Genomic DNA, 15,538 nt, shown 5'->3' with positions numbered 1-15,538 from the left:
GCCGCGGCGCCCGCCTCGGGGTGTTTCACCGCCTGAGACGTCAACCAGGGTTGACAGCTTCGGCGAGGCAACTTAGGTTGACACCATGACGGACACCACCAAGGTCGCCGCGGACGCGAGCAGCCGGGATCCGGCCATCGGCCTGCGGGCCGTACGCGCGCTGCGGGAGCTCGCCGACCGGCTCGAGGAACTTCAGGTGCGCAACGCGCGCGAACAGGGCTGGACCTGGCAGGAGATCGCGAACCTGCTGGGCGTGACCCGGCAGGCGGTGCACAAGAAGTACGCCGCCAAGCGCGGACTCTTCAGATCACGAGGGGACGACTGACGATGTTCGAGCGATTCACGAAGCAGGCCCGGCAGCTCACCACCGCCGCCCAGGCGGAGTCCCGCAGGCTCGGCCACGGGCACATCGGGACCGAGCACCTCCTGCTCGCGATGCTCACCATGCCGGACACCCTCGCCGGCCGTACCCTCATCCGGCACGGGCTCGGCCACGAGGCCGCGGTCGAGGCCGTGCGGCGGCTGAGCGGGCAGGACCGGGATCTCGACGCCGAGCTGCTCAGCGAGATCGGCATCGACCTGAACGCGGTCCGGGAGAAGGTGGAGGCCGCGTTCGGCCCCGGCGCCCTCGACCGGCCCGCCCGGAGCAGGCGGTCCGCGCTCGGCCACGTCCCGTTCACCGGCCGGGCGAAGAAGGTGCTGGAGCTCGCGCTGCGCGAGGCGATCGCGCTCAAGCACAACCACATCGGCGACGGCCACGTCCTGCTCGGTTTGATCCGCGAACGCGACGGCCTCGGCGCCCGCGTCATCGCCGAGTCGGGCCTCGACCTCGCCGCCCTCCGCCGCGAGGTCATCGAGGAGCTCGGCTGAGCGGGTCAGGTGGACGGCAGCCGCACGGTGACGGCGAGGCCGCCCTCGGGCCGGGCCCGCGCCTCGACCGACCCGCCGTGCACGGTCACGATGGCGCGCACGATCGACAGGCCGCGACCGGCCCCGCGCGACGAGCGCACCCGCTCCCCCTGCGTACGGTGGAACGGCTCGAACAGGTCGTCCACCTCGTGCGGGGACACCAGCGGGCCGGTGTTCTCCACCGTCACCACCACCTCGCCGCCCTCACCGTGCGCGCCGGACCCGGAGCCCGGACCGGCGCCGGCACCAGGCGCGGCGCCGTCGCGGACCCTCGCCGCGCGCACCGTCACCCACACGTCTCCCCCGCGCACGTTGTACTTCACCGCGTTCTCCAGCAGGTGGTACACGCAGCGTTCCAGCAGCAGCGGATCCCCCTGCGCGACCGCGGGCGCGAGATCCCGGTGCACGGTCACCTGCCGTTTGCGGGGCTGCATGTCGAGCTGGTCGAGCACGGACAGCACGTCCGGCCGCAGGTCCACCGCGCGGCGCACCGCCGGCTCCTGCTCGGACTGGGCGAGCAGCAGTAGCCCCTCGATCGGCCGCTCGTAGCGGGCGTTGGTGGCGAGCAGCGCGCGGGCCATCGCCTTCAGGTCCGGCGACGCCTCGGGATCCTCCAGCGACACCTCGAGCACCGTACGGTTGATCGCCAGCGGGGTGCGCAGCTCGTGCGAGGCGTTGGCGATGAACCGGCGCTGCGCGTCGAACACCCGGTGCAGCCGGTCGAGCATCGCGTCGAAGGTGTCGGCGAGCCGCTTCACCTCGTCGTTCGGCCCGCGCAGCGCGATGCGCTCGTGCAGCGTGCTCTCCGACAGCCGCTCGGCCGTCTCGGTGACCCGGTTGAGCGGGCGCAGCGCCCGGTCCGCCACGAGGTGGCCGAACGCCAGCGCCACCACGCCGACGACGATCATCACGAGCACCGGGTAGCGCAGCACCTCGTCGTGCACCACCTCGGCCCGCTCCTGGTAGGCGGCGGCCACCTCCTGCGCGTACTCCGGCGGCGGCACCTCCTCGACCGGCATCGGGCTCGCCGTCGGGGCCGGGCTGCTCTCCGGCACCGGCGTCGAGGGCGGCAGCCGTACCGCGCCCACCTTGACCACGAACCGCTGGCCCAGTGCCCGGGCGACGAGCAGGTAGCCGATCCACACCAGCGTCGATCCGGCCACGAAGAACAGCACGCCGTACAGCAGGGTGAGCCGCGCGCAGGCCCAGCCGGTGCCACAGCGGCACCCGGGCGGCGGGCGGCGGACCGCCTGCGGCGGATCGTCCGGCGGGCCTGGGAACGTCCCGGGGACGCTCCCGCCGTACCCGCCCGAGCAGGCCGGGGGCGATCGGCACGCTCGCGGGCATCTATCCGGCGATGCGCGCCGCGCGTCTCTCCCCGACCGTCGCCCTCGCCACCACCTGAGGCCCAACGCGGGCGCGGCCGGGTCACTCGGCCGTGTCACCCTCGGCCGCGCCGCCACGGCCGGAGCACCAATCCGCCGCCCCGGGAGTGCCGGGGCGGCTCTCCTGTCACTCCTGTCGCACCCCCGCGGGGCCGCGAACCGGCGAATTTTCCTCGATCCGCGCGTGTCGCGCAAGAACCGTTCTGCGATGCGGGCGCACAGTTCGCTAGAATCGGATTCTGATTGTGATTCTGGCCACGTGAGAAAGACCCCGCCCACCCGCCGCGGCGGCGGCCCGCATGCGAACTCCGGCCTTCCGGGGCCGGTAGACTTCGACCGGTTCAACCAGGTAGAACGCCGGATTGACGAGTTCCGCGTCACGATCGGCAGGCACCCCGCACCGGGCGACGGCCACCGGCCGCCCCCGGCGGCGCGGCGTCCGACGTGACCGAAATCACATGAAGCGCTGCACCTAGGTGAACCCCCTCTGCACTACGAGGGAGACGGGCGTCGTAACGTATGCCCCACCAAGTCGCGTGCCGAGTAGGCTGTGCGGTCCGCGACGATGACAAGGCATTCAGTAAAAACTCACCAGGACCACTCATAGCGGAGTGAGGTCCCGGGGAGGTGGAGAGGTCGCCGATGACCCAGATGGTGGCCGGGCCCCCGGCCAGAGAACCCACGACGCAACGGAAGCACCGCGCCCAGATCCGCGCACGTACCCTCCGGACCGATCGCTGGTGGCTGGGACCACTGGCCACCTTCCTAGGCCTGACGGGCTTCGTCGTGTACGGCCTCTGGGCGGCCTTCGACCCCGACTACTTCGCCGAGCCGTACATCGCACCGTTCTCCTCGCCCTGCCTGGCCTCAAGCTGCCCGGAGGGCGCGCGTCTTTTCGGGTGGGCCCCGGTCGGGGACTGGTGGGTACTGCCACCGGCTCTGCTGATCCTCGCCTTCCCCGGCGGCTTCCGTCTCACCTGCTACTACTACCGCAAGGCCTACTACCGGTCGTTCTGGCTGTCGCCGCCGGCCTGCGCGGTGAACGAGCCGCACCGGAAGTACACCGGTGAGCGCCGGTTCCCGCTCATCATCCAGAACATCCACCGCTACTTCTGGTACGTGGCGCTCCTCATCGGTGCCATCCTCACCTTCGACGCGATCCTGGCGTTCCGTGACGAGAACGGGAACTGGGGTCACATCGGGCTGGGGACGGTCATCCTGGTGGTGAACGCCGCCCTCATCGTCCTGTACACGATCTCCTGCCACTCCTGCCGCCACATCGTCGCCGGGCGGCTCAACCACTTCTCCAGGCACCCCCTGCGCTACAAGGCCTGGACCTACATCTCCAAGCTGAACGCCAAGCACCAGCAGCTCGCCTGGGCCTCGCTGGTCTCGGTGATCGTGGCCGACCTGTACGTGCGCCTCGTCGCAAAGGGCATCATCGACTTTCCGTTCGCGTAGGGAACTGAAGAAATGGATATCGAACGTCACCAATATGACGTCGTCGTCATCGGCGCCGGCGGAGCCGGACTGCGCGCCGCGATCGAGGCCCGGCAGGAGGGCAAGCGTACGGCGATCGTGTGCAAGTCGCTGTTCGGCAAGGCGCACACGGTCATGGCCGAGGGCGGCGCGGCCGCGGCGATGGGCAACGTCAACCCCAACGACAACTGGCAGGTGCACTTCCGCGACACCATGCGCGGCGGCAAGTTCCTCAACAACTGGAGGATGGCCGAGCTGCACGCCAAGGAGGCCCCGGACCGCGTCTGGGAGCTCGAGATGTGGGGTGCGCTCTTCGACCGCACGCCGGACGGCAAGATCAGCCAGCGGAACTTCGGCGGTCACGAGTACCCCCGGCTCGCCCACGTCGGTGACCGTACCGGCCTGGAGCTGATCCGCACCCTGCAGCAGCGGGTGGTGGCGCTGCAGCAGGAGGACGAGCGCGTCCACGGCGACCCCGAGGCGTTCATCAAGGTCTTCGCCGAGTGCACGATCACCACGCTGCTCAAGGACGACAACCCCGCGTTCGGGCCGAAGGGCGCGATCGCCGGCGCGTTCGGCTACTGGCGGGAGACCGGTAGGTTCGTCGTCTTCGAGGCCCCGGCGGTGGTGCTCGCCACCGGCGGCATCGGCAAGTCCTACCGCGTCACCTCGAACTCCTGGGAGTACACCGGCGACGGCCACGCGCTGGCGCTGCGCGCGGGCGCGAACCTCATCAACATGGAGTTCATCCAGTTCCATCCCACCGGGATGGTCTGGCCGCCGTCGGTGCGCGGCATCCTCGTCACCGAGTCGGTGCGCGGTGACGGTGGCGTGCTCCGGAACTCCGAGGGGAAGCGGTTCATGTTCAACTACATCCCCGAGGTGTTCAAGGACAAGTACGCCACCACCGAGGAGGAGGCGGACCGCTGGTACACCGACCAGCAGAACAACCGCCGCCCGCCCGAGCTGCTGCCGCGTGACGAGGTCGCCCGCGCGATCAACGCCGAGGTGAAGGCCGGCCGGGGCAGCCCGCACGGCGGCGTCTTCCTCGACGTGTCCACCCGGCTCGCCCCCGAGGTGATCAAGCGGAAGCTGCCGTCGATGTACCACCAGTTCAAGGAGCTGGCGGACGTCGACATCACCAAGGAGCCGATGGAGGTCGGCCCGACCTGCCACTACATCATGGGTGGCGTGGAGGTCGACGCCGACACCGCGGCGGCCTCCGTGCCCGGCCTGTTCGCGGCCGGCGAGGTCGCGGGCGGCATGCACGGCTCCAACCGGCTCGGCGGCAACTCGCTGTCCGACCTGCTGGTGTTCGGCCGGCGGGCGGGCGCGGGCGCGGCCGCGTACGTCGACGCGCTGAAGACCCGGCCCAAGGTCTCCGCCGACGAGGTACGGCGGGCCGAGGCCGAGGCCCTGGCGCCGCTGGAGCGCAAGGGCGGCGAGAACCCGTACGAGGTGCACGCCGAGCTGCAGCGCACGATGAACGACCTCGTCGGCATCATCCGCAAGGCCGACGAGATCACCGAGGCGCTCGAGATCATCGCGAAGCTCAAGGAGCGCGCGGCGAACTGTGGCGCCGAGGGCGGCCGGATCTACAACCCCGGCTGGCACCTCGCCCTCGACCTGCGGAACATGCTGCTCGTCTCCGAGTGCGTGGGCAAGGCGGCGCTCCTCCGCGAGGAGAGCCGCGGTGGCCACACCCGCGACGACTTCCCGGCGATGTCGCCCGAGTGGCGGCGCAAGCTGCTTGTCTGCTCCCTCGCCGACGACGGCTCGGTCGCCGTCGAGGAGCAGCCCCAGCCGCTCATGCGGGACGACCTGCTCACCCTGTTCGACCGGGAAGAGCTGAGCAAGTACCTGACCGACGAAGAGCTGGCACACTACGACGCCGTGGCGGGGAAGAAGGGCTGAGATGAGCTACAAGGCGAAGTTCCGCGTCTGGCGTGGCGAGGGCGGCGAGGGCAGGCTGGAGGACTACACCGTCGAGGTGAACGAGGGCGAGGTCGTCCTCGACGTCCTGCACCGGCTGCAGGCCACCCAGGCGCCCGACCTCGCCGTGCGGTGGAACTGCAAGGCGGGCAAGTGCGGCTCCTGTGCCATGGAGATCAACGGCAAGCCGCGCCTCGGCTGTATGACCCGGATGTCCACCTTCTCCGAGGACGAGACGATCACCGTCACGCCGATGCGGACGTTCCCGGTGATCAAGGACCTGGTCACCGACGTCTCGTTCAACTACGAGAAGGCGCGGCAGATCCCGTCCTTCACGCCGCCGAAGGACGTCAAGCCGGGCGAGATGCGCATGCAGCAGGTCGATGTGGACCGCTCGCAGGAGTTCCGCAAGTGCATCGAATGCTTCATGTGCAACAACGTCTGCCACGTGATCCGCGACCACGAGGAGAACAAGCCGCACTTCGCGGGCCCGCGTTTCCTCATGCGGATCGCGGAGCTGGACATGCACCCCTACGACGTCGAGGACCGCAAGGACCTCGCGCAGGACGTGCACGGCCTGGGCTTCTGCAACATCACCAAGTGCTGCACCGAGGTCTGCCCCGAGCACATCAAGATCACTGACAACGCGCTGATCCCGATGAAGGAGCGTGTCGTGGACCGCCGTTACGACCCGCTCGTCTGGCTCGGCAGCAAGATCTTCCGGCGCTCGGAGAAGACGGAGAAGGCCGGCCGCTGATGCCGCCCGGACCGCCACGCGTCATCACGGGCGCGGATCCTCGTCACGGGGATCCGCGCCCGTTTCCCTTTTTCCGGAAGGTCGCGCGTACGGCGTGCGCGAGGGGATGCGAGGTCCGCGGCGGTGTGCCGTACGCCGGGGGCGCGTGGGCCGGGTCAGGGCTTGGCGTGGCGGCCGCGGCGCCTGCCCTCGGCGCCCTTCTTCGGGCCGGAGTCCGGCTCGCCGGACTCCTGCTCGTCCTCGCGCCCGATCGGCCGTCCGTCGGGACCGAGGCGCTCGATGGAGACCGTCTCCACCGCCGGGCCGGGGATCGACGCCGAGGGACCGGGCTCGAGCGCCCCCGCGGGCCGCCGGCGGCCGAACAGCACCGAGGTGGCCTCGGCGTCGGGATCGGCCTGCCCCGCTCCCCCGCCGGACGTCCGGGCGCGCGGGGTGAACCAGCCGCCGGAGGGCGCGCCGGAGCCGGGCGTGGCCGCAGCGCCCGCCGCCGGGTCCCCGCCGGGCCACACCGGGCCGGTCGCGGGCGGGGCGGCCTGGTGGCCCTGCGGCACGTTCGCCTGGGGCTGCCAGGACGCGGCCGGGCCCGCCTGGGACACGCCCTGGCCGGGATACCCGGCGCCGGGCTGCGCGGGCGCCTGCGGGAAGGCCTGCGGGGCCGCGCCGGGCGGCATCGGCCCGCCCGGCGGCACCGGGTACGGCAGGCCGGTGCTCGGATCGACGTACCCGGGCGGATGGCCGAAGTAGCCCGGCTGCATCATGATCGGCTGCACCGGGACGAACCCGATGACCGGTGCGTAGGCGGGCGCGAACGGGTACGGCGCCGGGCTCGCCGCCGCGGTCCCGGCGGACGGGGCGCCCTTGCCGCCGCGCACCGCCGCGTGCGCCATGCGCTGCAGCCGGCTCTGCACCAGGAACACCGCGAAGATCACCAGCAGCACGAGCAGGATGCCGGGTACGGCGAGCTGCCGGCTCACCCCGATCTCGTCGTACTCCGGCGAGGCGTTCCGGATCTCGATCGCCACCGAGTCCGGGGTGGGCTCGGTGAACTCGGTGGAGGTGTCCACCGGCGTGGCGCTCTGCGTCTGCTCCGGCGACGGGGACGCCGACGGCAACGTGATCGGCGGCTCGGTGGGCTCCCCGCTCGTGGTCGTGTCCGGCGGCGAGGCCGGGGGCTGGATCGGCGCCTGCGTGGGCAGGACGGGCTGCTGGGTGGTGCGCGAGGTGGCCGGCGGGTCGCTCGGCGGGGTCGGCGACGGGCGTACGGTCCTGGTCCGGGTCACGGTCGGCACCGGGGTGACCGTGGTGGTGACCGTCACCACCGGGTCGGCGGTCTCGGTCGGCTGCGCCGTCACCGTGACGGTCATGGTGACGTCGACCGTGGGCTGGGCGGGGTCGATCCGGTCCCCGCCCGGCTCGGTGAAGCCGGGGGCGGTGGGGGCCGCGGCGGCCCGGCTCGACGCCTTCGCCGCGAACGTGGGGGCGGCCGCGAGCAGCACCGCACCCGTCAGGCCGAGCGAGGCCACGACGGCGGTCACCGCCGTCATTCGGGTGGATCGGATCACCGCCGTTCCTCCGCCGTCCTCGCTTCGCAATTCGGGTCAGAGGAATACTAGTTTGGGAAAGCAACTGCAAAGTAGAAATCGCGCCACGAGTCGTCAACACTCCCAGTCAGGCGCTTTGGTGCAATTCGTGGCGCGTCCTATTCGCGGCGTCATTCACCCAGGTCGCGCGGGTTTTGGTACCCCGGCGCCCGGTTCATTCGCTCAGGCCGAGCAGGTCCGGCAGCATCTGCCGCACCCGCCGTACCACGGGCAGGTCCCCGGGCAGCCAGGGCACGTCGAACAGCTCGTCCGGGGCGAGCCAGCGCAGCGCCAGGTGCTCCCGGGCGACCGGCGTGCCCGCGACGACCGTGGCGAACCACACCCGCAGCACCATGTCGTCGCCGAGCGGCCAGTCCCCGCCCACCCGCTCGCCGAGCGAGACCACGACGCCGAGCTCCTCCTGGCACTCCCGGATGAGCGCCTCCTCGTCGGTCTCCCCGTGGTGCACCTTGCCGCCGGGGAACTCCCACCCCCCGGCGAGCTCCGCGGGCGCGGCACGCTGCGCGGCGAGCAGCCTGCCGTCCGAGATGATCGCGGCCCCCACCACTATGCCCATGAAAGAAGACCCTAAAGGACGGCGGCGACCGGCGAACGACCGCATTGTGGTCGATGGGCAGCCGTTACCTTTCGTATGCGCGGCGAATGCCCGCCGGCGCATTGGGTCCCCGGTACGGCACGGCCGGGGAAATGCCGGAACCGGGCCGGGGCGGGCCGGACGAGGACACCGTCAGGCGAGGCCGAGGCGGCGCACCTGCTCCTTCACCTCGGGGTTCTCCAGCGGCCGGGTGAAGCCGACCAGGGCCGGCCGGTCCCGGTACGTGGTCACCTTGATCGGCCCGCAGTTCGTGCACCGCGCCTCGATCATCTTGCCCGGCGCGACCACGAGCCCGACGTGCCCCGGGCTGTCCGGCCGGGTGCCCGGGCCGGTGTTGAAGAACACCAGGTCGCCCGGCTGCTCCTCGCCCGGCTCGATCCGCACCCCGAACGGCCACTGGCCGAACGTGGTGCGCGGGATCGTCAGCCCGGCGTGCCGGTAGGCCATGTAGACGATGCCGGAGCAGTCGAACGCGTCCGGCCCGGTGCCGCCCCATCGGTACGGCTTGCCGCGCTGGGCGAGCGCGTAGTCGAGGATCTTGGCCACGAGCCGGCTGGGCGCGCCGTTCACGTACGACGGGTCGCACAGCGGGTTCGAGTCCGGCAGCGTCTCCACCTCGCCGGAGGCCGCGTACCGCCGGGCGATCTCGAGCACCTGGTCGACGTACCAGGTTGCGTGGTTGTAGGCGAAGATCGCGCGCCGCAGGTCGTCGGGGGCGCCGTTGCGCTTGAGCATCTTCGCCGCGCCGAGGATCGCGTCGGCCGGGTTGTACACGTCGCCGATGCCGTCGCCGTCGCCGTCCGAGGCGTACCCGTTGAACTTCTCCGACCGCACGTCGATCTGCGGCTTGCCGCCCCAGGTGCTGATGAGGAACTGCATCGGCCCGGCCGCCCCGGCGTAGTTGGTGCCGCTGCGCACCCCGGGCAGCGTGGAGCGGCCGTGGTCGGTCTCGCGCTTGCCGATCGCGGCGAGCACGTTCCACTGCACGCCGATCCGCGCGCCGTGCTCCTTGTACAGCTTCAGGTAGTCCTCGGGGATGTCGTCCCGCGCCGTCTTCGAGAGGTCCTCGCGGTCGGCGGCCGCCTCGGCGCAGTCCGCGCCGAAGCCGAGGCCGCCGAACGGCAGCGTGAACGTGGTGAGCAGCATCGGCGCCACGACGAGCACCACCAGCAGCAGCCCGGACAGGGCGAGCACGACGATGAGCAGGTGGCCCCGGGAGCGGCCGGAGCCCATGCCGCCGGCGGTCATTCCGCCCGCTCCTCACCGCCGGAGCCGCCGGGGGCCGGACCGGCGGCGTCGCCCTCCTGCCCGGCCTCGGCGAGGTTGAAGTCGTAGACCTTCCAGGCCTCACCGACCTGGATCGTGGTCACCGCGTACTCCTGGACCACCTCCCGCCGCCCGCTCGCCGCGGTGATGCGCTCGGTCGCGGTGCCCACCCAGGTGATGGAGTTCTCCCCGAACGTGCGGATCTGCCGGATCCGCGCGGTGCCCTCGGACACCACCTGGTCGGCCCGCTCCTGCTCCACCCGCCGCGGGTCGGTGACCGTGCGGGTGAGCGAGGTGGCGAGCTCGGTGGTGGTGAACGACTTCAGCCGTTCCGCGTAGCTGATCGGGTCCTCGTCGTGCCGGTGGGTGGCGTACTGGGCGAGGAACCGCCGCGCCACGTCCGCCGAGGCCGCGAGCTGCTCCCGCGACCACGGCAGGTAGGCGTAGATGTCGAACTCCTGCGGGTTCACCGAGGCGGGTGGAGAGGGCGCGGCCGAGCCGGAGGCACGCGGCGCCGCCGTGCCCTCCCCGCCGCCCGCCGCCGGGGTGCCGGCCGGGCCCGCCTCGCCGTCCTGCGGGTCGGGGGCGACCAGCAGGTAGACGCCGAGGGCCGCGAGCACGGCGACCACGGCGGCGAAGACGACCCTCCTGCCGTCGATACCCTGCGACATCGCGGCCGGTCCCTAGTCGTCGGAGTCCCGCTTCGCCGGACGCAGCCAGAACGGCCCGGTGTCCTCCTCGGAACGGCTCGGCAACCACAGCGGCGGCGGCTCGGGCCGCGACCCGTTGCGCGCCCACGGCCCGCTCTCGTGCACGGTGGCCGCGGTACGGCGCGGCGCCGAGGAGCCACCGCCGAACAGCCCGCCGCCGCCGGACGACGAGGAGCGCGACCGCTCGGTGCCGGAGCTCCGCGACGAGCCGCCCGACCCGCCGGAGCCGCGCGAGCCGCCACCGAACCAGCCGCCGGACGAGCCGCGCGACCGCCCGCCGAACCAGCCCCCGCCGCCGGAGCCGTTCCCGGAGGACCGGGACGACCCGCCGGAGGACCGGTGCGACGCCCAGCCGCCGCCGGACCCGCTGAACCAGCCGCCGAGGCGCGACGAGCCGCCCTCGGTGGCGCGGGTCGCCGCGGCCCGGGTCACCCGCGTCGCCGCGCCGGCGCCGGACGCCGTGGCGCCGCCCGAGCCGCCGGACAGCCGCAGCGGCGGGGCCGACCCGGTCCGCGGCGCGGCCCCGGCGAGCCTGCGCCGCCCGGCCGCCTCGGTCTCCAGCGGCGCGGGCCGGCCGCCCTCGGCCACCCGGACCCCGGCCGCAGCGCCCGCCGCCGCGCCCTCCTCGGCACGCACCCGGCCCTGGGCCACCCCGGTGGCCGCCGCGGCCGCGGCCGATCCGGCGGCGTGGCCGCGGGCCGCCGCCGAGATGAGCGGCTCGGCGCGGCGCAGCGTCCACCGGCCGACCCGGTAGCCCATGACCGGCGGCAGCACCGCCGCGGCCCGCGACAGGGTCGGGGCGGTGGCCGCCTCGCCGAGCACCCGCGTGGTGATCGTGTGCCCGTCCATCGAGGCGAACAGGTGCTGGAACGGCCGCCGGTAGAAGAACGTGGCGATGGTGAGCAGCGCCATGAACGTGATCTGCATGCCCCACGGCAGCCCGGTGGACATGATCAGCGCGTAGCCGTACACGAGCACGCCGAGCAGCAGCGCGAGCAGGGCCTGCCGCAGCAGCGTGCCGATGAGCATCTCCAGCCAGCGCATCGCGATGATCCGCCCGGTGCCCGGGTGCACGCCGATGAGCAGGAAGACCGGCCCGAGGATGAGCAGGATCAAAAAGCCGATCTTGAGCACGAGCAGGGACACCGCGACGAGGAAGATCAGCAGGCCCGCGACCACCGCGGCGACGAGCGCGCCGAACGCGATGCCGAGCCGCGACGTCCAGTCCTTGCCCTGGAACAGGAAGAACGTCGGGGTGCTCCGCATCGGGGTGACGATCTCCTCGACGTACCGGGCCTGGTGCGCCGCGGAGTTCTGCGGCTGCGCGCCCTGCTCCTGCACGTCGATCGCCTGGATGTCGAGCAGCTTCGCGCCGAGGGTCTTCACCTGGGTGGTCGACGGGTCGGCGGTGCCGAACACGCCCATCAGCCACGGCTTGCACACGAACGTCGACCACAGCTGGTCGGCGTTGCGGTCCACCACGGACACCCCGTCGTAGGACGCGGGCACCGCGTCCGGCCCGTCCTGGCCCTTCAGCGGCAGGCAGGAGGAGCCCGCCGCGCCGGGCAGCCCGGCGAACGCCGAGGTGACGATCTCGCCGGTCTTGTCGGTGACCGTGGTGCCCATGCCGGTGAAGTCGCCCGGGCGGCTGAAGAACCACACCGCGACGGTGACCGCGCACACCATCCAGATGACGCCCTCGGTGGTGACGGTCGCCCGCTTGCGGATCAGCCCGTACCAGGCGAGCCAGATCGCCGCGAGGATGACGATCACCCGCAGGTACGGCCAGTACAGGGCGTTGGCGAGGTTGGTGACGATGTCGTCCACCACGTCCTTGATCGCCCGCAGTGGCCCCTCGGTGGCGGCGGCCTGGTAGGTGGTGATGGTGAGCCGGTTGAGCGCCTTGGCGGTGGAGAAGATCGTGTTGGCCCAGGCGTTGCCGAGCACCGCGCCCATGTCGGTGCAGCCGAGGTCGTAGGTGTGCCAGAACTGGCCGGCCATGCCGTACCGCTCGTAGTTGGTCTTCGGCTCGGGTCGGCCGGCCGAGCCCTGCTGCGGCCCGGTGCCCGACGGGTCGCCGGCCCCGCCCTCGGGCTCCGGGGCGGCGATGGTCGCCGGGGGCGGCTTGATCAGGCCGTCCACGCCGCTGCCGACCACCGCCGGGGTGAGATCCCCGGACATGTCGCACGGCGCGGCGACCGCCGCCGAGTTCGGGAAGGCGAGCGGCGCCAGCGCGAGGCCGATCGCGGCGACGAGCGCGAGCGCGACCCGCCGCACCAGCCGCCTGCGCCGCCGTACCGGTTCGCGCGCCCTCGCCGCGGTGCCCGCCGTGCCGCCCACCCGGTTACGCCGTTCCCGTACGGGAACCCTCATGACCGCACCTCCTGCGTCACCGCCCCCGAACCGCCGGTGCCCCCGCCTTGCACGCCGCCGAGACGAGCGTCCGTGACGTCCGCACCGCCGTGCGGATCGTCGGCCTCGCCGACGGGCTTGTCATGCGTCGGATTCGTGTCGAGCCACCGCAGCAGCTCGTCGGAGATCAGGTCGACCCCGATGCGGCCGGCGCGGCCGTCGAGGTCCCGGAAGATGCACTCGCCGTTGCCGAGCGACCGCAGCACGGCCTTGTGCTCCTCGGTCGGCTCCACGCCGAGCAGCGCCATCACGTTCTCCACCTCGACCCGCTCGGTGGAGCGGAACGCGAACACCGACGACAGGCAGTTCGTCACCTGCTCGTTGAGCAGGTCGCCGGCGTTCTGCGAGACCAGCACGAGCGCGGTGTTGCGGGACCGGCCCATGCGGCTCACCTCGGGCACGAGCTTGGCGCCCTCGGGCGTGGAGGTGATCGCCCACGCCTCGTCGAGGAAGATCGCCTTGGGCAGGCGCCGGTCGAGGCCGTTCATCAGCCCGCGGGCGAACTGCGCCACGAGGTAGAGCAGCGCGACCGAGAGCCGCTGCTCGTAGCTGTAGTCGTCGCGGTTCGTGGCCACGTCCGGCAGGGTGAGCCCGCCGAGGGTGAACACCGTGGTCCACCCGGCGGTCTCGAACCGCTCCCCGCCCGACGGGTCGAAGCACAGCCGGGCGAGGTGCATCTCGGACATCGAGCGCAGCACCGCGCCGAGGTTCTTCGACGCCGGGTCGTCGGACCGCTCGAGGTACTCCACGACCTTGCCGAGCGACGGCGACGGGCCGTTCGCCACCGCGGCCACCGCCTGGATCATCGCCGACTCGCGCTCCTCGGACATGCGCGGCAGCAGCAGCCGCAGCGTCTCGGTCGCCATCGTCTTCTTCGTGGCGAGATCGTCGCCGAAGGAGAACGGGTCGAGCAGGCCCGGCGCGGCCGACCCCAGCGGGACGACGCGCGCCTTGCGGCCACGCCTCTGCAGCAATCGCACGAGCGACTCGGCGTCTCCTTTCGGGTCGATCACCGCGATGGTGACACCTCGGAGCGCCATTTGATAGATGAGGAGCAGGGCCAGAGTCGTCTTACCCCCGCCCGGCTCGCCGGTGATCGCGATCGCCGTGGGGCGGTTGCGCACCGCCGCGACGAGCGGGTCGAAGTGCACGATCGACCGCGCCCGGCCGAGCGTCTCCCCGATGTACGGCCCGACCCAGCCGCCCTCCTCCGGCCGGTCGCCGAGCTCCACCGTGGCCGTGGCCATGCCGCCCGCGATGGTGCGCAGCGGCTGCCGCTGGGCGTAGGCGTTCACCCGCACCCGGTCGCCGGGCAGCGACTCGCAGAACAGCGACCACTGGTCGCCGGTGGAGTTCACCACGTCGATGCCCATGTCGCGGTAGTGCTCGATCACCGCCTCGATGCGCTGGCGGCAGATCTCCTCGGTCGGGGCGGACACGATCAGCCGGTGCCAGCCGTACACGAACGGCAGCCGCTCCTTGGTGATGCCGTGCTCGAGCATGCGGGCGGCGTCGATCTGCTCGGCGAGCGCGAGCGGCGCCTCCGCGCCCGCCTCCCGGATGTGGATGTCCATGTCCCGGGCGTGCGCGAGCTTGCGCGCCACGTCGCGGCTCGCCCGCACCGGCGGCACCAGCCGCATCCGGCTCGACACCTCGACCGGGAACGGCAGCTGGTCGGCGAAGTGCAGCCACGGCTCGCCGTCCGGGAACGGCATGAGGTCGGGGAAGCGGGCGAACGACAGGTGCGCCACGTACGACTCGCCCGCGGGCTGCTCCACGCACAGCATGGACCGGCCGTTGTGGATCTGGCCCTCGACGAGCATCTCGATCTCGCCCCGGCCCCAGCCGCGGGACCGCGACGCCGGGGGCGGCGGGTCGCCGATCGAGCCGTGGACCGCGTGCTGGAACAGCCAGGCGATCTCGGTGGCGGTGGCGTGCCGGGCGTGCAGCGCGCTGGAGGCGAGGGCGCGGCCGAGCCGCTCGGCCGCGTCGGTCCACCGGTCGATCTCCCGCTCCGGCACGTGGTCGTCCTCGAGGCCGAGGATCCGCTCGCCGCGCCGGTACGCGCCGAACAGCTGGGCGAGGAAGCCGGTGCCGAGCTGGGCGCCGCGCTGGCCGAGCCGTACCCCGAGGTAGACCTCCTTGGTCCAGAAGTCCTTCGCCCACACGTGGCGGTACATCTCCTCGAGGTACTCGCGCCAGCCCGGCCCCTGGTCGGAGGTCTCGTTGAGCTGCATCGCCCACTCGGCCGCCGGGTAGGCGCGGTGCGCGACCCGCAGGTGCACCTCGGCGTCCGGCATGCGGATCGCGGCGAGCGCGATCGTGATGTTGTTGGCGAGGGCCTCGCGCTCCTCGGCGGTGATGAACTCGTAGCTCACCGTCGGCAGCCGGAAGTACGCCCAGGCCGCCGTGTCGGTGAGGAGGATGCGGTCGTCGAAATACCGTACGGCCAGCCTGCTTCGTGCCCTCGACGCCCTGGTCACCGGTTCACC

Annotated in this window: 12 protein-coding genes; 5 read left to right on the top strand and 7 right to left on the bottom strand. The window is 72.3% G+C overall.

Translation table 11 applies throughout. From position 1 onward, the window contains the following. Nucleotides 1–85: 85 nt before the first annotated feature. Together FHX40_RS01830 and FHX40_RS01825 are read left to right on the top strand one after the other, a co-directional pair. A complete protein-coding gene (locus tag FHX40_RS01830; RefSeq protein WP_142257992.1) occupies nucleotides 86–325 on the top strand; it encodes an RNA polymerase subunit sigma-70 in 240 nt (79 codons plus the stop codon). A gap of 2 nt (nucleotides 326–327) precedes the next feature. Beyond that, nucleotides 328–870 (top strand): Clp protease N-terminal domain-containing protein, encoded by a 543-nt coding sequence (locus FHX40_RS01825; protein ID WP_142257991.1) that lies wholly within the window; start codon nucleotides 328–330, stop codon nucleotides 868–870. 5 nt (nucleotides 871–875) lie between these two features. Here the strand turns inward: FHX40_RS01825 and FHX40_RS01820 are convergent, their stop codons facing one another. Next, nucleotides 876–2,084, bottom strand: a complete 1,209-nt coding sequence (locus tag FHX40_RS01820) for a sensor histidine kinase (protein WP_229788866.1) — start codon at nucleotides 2,082–2,084, stop codon at nucleotides 876–878. A gap of 852 nt (nucleotides 2,085–2,936) precedes the next feature. Here FHX40_RS01820 and FHX40_RS01815 point away from each other — a divergent pair. The 3 genes from FHX40_RS01815 to FHX40_RS01805 are packed head-to-tail and all read left to right on the top strand — an operon-like array spanning nucleotide 2,937 to nucleotide 6,462. Then, nucleotides 2,937–3,755 (top strand): hypothetical protein, encoded by an 819-nt coding sequence (locus FHX40_RS01815; RefSeq protein ID WP_211350135.1) that lies wholly within the window; start codon nucleotides 2,937–2,939, stop codon nucleotides 3,753–3,755. Between the two features lie 12 nt (nucleotides 3,756–3,767). Continuing rightward, nucleotides 3,768–5,687 (top strand): fumarate reductase/succinate dehydrogenase flavoprotein subunit, encoded by a 1,920-nt coding sequence (locus FHX40_RS01810; RefSeq protein ID WP_142257990.1) that lies wholly within the window; start codon nucleotides 3,768–3,770, stop codon nucleotides 5,685–5,687. A gap of 1 nt (nucleotide 5,688) precedes the next feature. Continuing rightward, on the top strand, nucleotides 5,689–6,462 hold the full coding sequence (locus tag FHX40_RS01805; RefSeq protein ID WP_142257989.1) for a succinate dehydrogenase/fumarate reductase iron-sulfur subunit: 774 nt from the start codon (nucleotides 5,689–5,691) through the stop codon (nucleotides 6,460–6,462). A 155-nt stretch (nucleotides 6,463–6,617) separates the two neighbouring features. Here the strand turns inward: FHX40_RS01805 and FHX40_RS01800 are convergent, their stop codons facing one another. From FHX40_RS01800 to FHX40_RS01775, 6 genes are all read right to left on the bottom strand, one after another. Then, a complete protein-coding gene (locus FHX40_RS01800) occupies nucleotides 6,618–7,997 on the bottom strand; it encodes a hypothetical protein (protein ID WP_170198677.1) in 1,380 nt (459 codons plus the stop codon). 220 nt (nucleotides 7,998–8,217) lie between these two features. Next, nucleotides 8,218–8,619 carry a (deoxy)nucleoside triphosphate pyrophosphohydrolase gene (locus tag FHX40_RS01795; RefSeq protein WP_229788864.1) on the bottom strand — a complete coding sequence of 134 codons (402 nt, stop codon included), beginning with the start codon at nucleotides 8,617–8,619 and terminating at the stop codon, nucleotides 8,218–8,220. Between the two features lie 171 nt (nucleotides 8,620–8,790). Next, nucleotides 8,791–9,906 (bottom strand): C40 family peptidase, encoded by a 1,116-nt coding sequence (locus tag FHX40_RS01790; RefSeq protein ID WP_142257986.1) that lies wholly within the window; start codon nucleotides 9,904–9,906, stop codon nucleotides 8,791–8,793. Beyond that, the gene (locus tag FHX40_RS01785; protein WP_142257985.1) at nucleotides 9,903–10,595 is read right to left on the bottom strand and encodes a hypothetical protein; all 693 of its coding nucleotides are present in this window, start codon (nucleotides 10,593–10,595) and stop codon (nucleotides 9,903–9,905) included. Before FHX40_RS01785 ends, FHX40_RS01790 begins: the two co-directional genes overlap by 4 nt. Before the next feature lie 12 nt (nucleotides 10,596–10,607). Next, the gene (locus tag FHX40_RS25985) at nucleotides 10,608–13,007 is read right to left on the bottom strand and encodes a type IV secretion system protein (protein WP_142257984.1); all 2,400 of its coding nucleotides are present in this window, start codon (nucleotides 13,005–13,007) and stop codon (nucleotides 10,608–10,610) included. Continuing rightward, nucleotides 13,004–15,529, bottom strand: a complete 2,526-nt coding sequence (locus FHX40_RS01775) for an ATP-binding protein (protein ID WP_142257983.1) — start codon at nucleotides 15,527–15,529, stop codon at nucleotides 13,004–13,006. The genes FHX40_RS25985 and FHX40_RS01775 overlap by 4 nt, the downstream gene beginning before the upstream one ends. Nucleotides 15,530–15,538: the final 9 nt, after the last annotated feature.

This window comes from Thermopolyspora flexuosa (genome assembly GCF_006716785.1).
Classification (GTDB): domain Bacteria; phylum Actinomycetota; class Actinomycetes; order Streptosporangiales; family Streptosporangiaceae; genus Thermopolyspora; species Thermopolyspora flexuosa.
The sequence above is the reverse complement of the archived record's forward strand: the minus strand, read 5'-3'. Positions and strand labels throughout refer to the sequence as shown.

Coding starts and splice junctions, on each gene's coding strand:
- FHX40_RS01830 (WP_142257992.1), top strand. CDS start 86: ATGACGGACACCACCAAGGTCGCCGCGGACGCGAGCAGCCGGGATCCG.
- FHX40_RS01825 (WP_142257991.1), top strand. CDS start 328: ATGTTCGAGCGATTCACGAAGCAGGCCCGGCAGCTCACCACCGCCGCC.
- FHX40_RS01815 (WP_211350135.1), top strand. CDS start 2,937: ATGACCCAGATGGTGGCCGGGCCCCCGGCCAGAGAACCCACGACGCAA.
- FHX40_RS01810 (WP_142257990.1), top strand. CDS start 3,768: ATGGATATCGAACGTCACCAATATGACGTCGTCGTCATCGGCGCCGGC.
- FHX40_RS01805 (WP_142257989.1), top strand. CDS start 5,689: ATGAGCTACAAGGCGAAGTTCCGCGTCTGGCGTGGCGAGGGCGGCGAG.
- FHX40_RS01795 (WP_229788864.1), bottom strand. CDS start 8,619: ATGGGCATAGTGGTGGGGGCCGCGATCATCTCGGACGGCAGGCTGCTC.
- FHX40_RS01790 (WP_142257986.1), bottom strand. CDS start 9,906: ATGACCGCCGGCGGCATGGGCTCCGGCCGCTCCCGGGGCCACCTGCTC.
- FHX40_RS01785 (WP_142257985.1), bottom strand. CDS start 10,595: ATGTCGCAGGGTATCGACGGCAGGAGGGTCGTCTTCGCCGCCGTGGTC.
- FHX40_RS25985 (WP_142257984.1), bottom strand. CDS start 13,007: ATGAGGGTTCCCGTACGGGAACGGCGTAACCGGGTGGGCGGCACGGCG.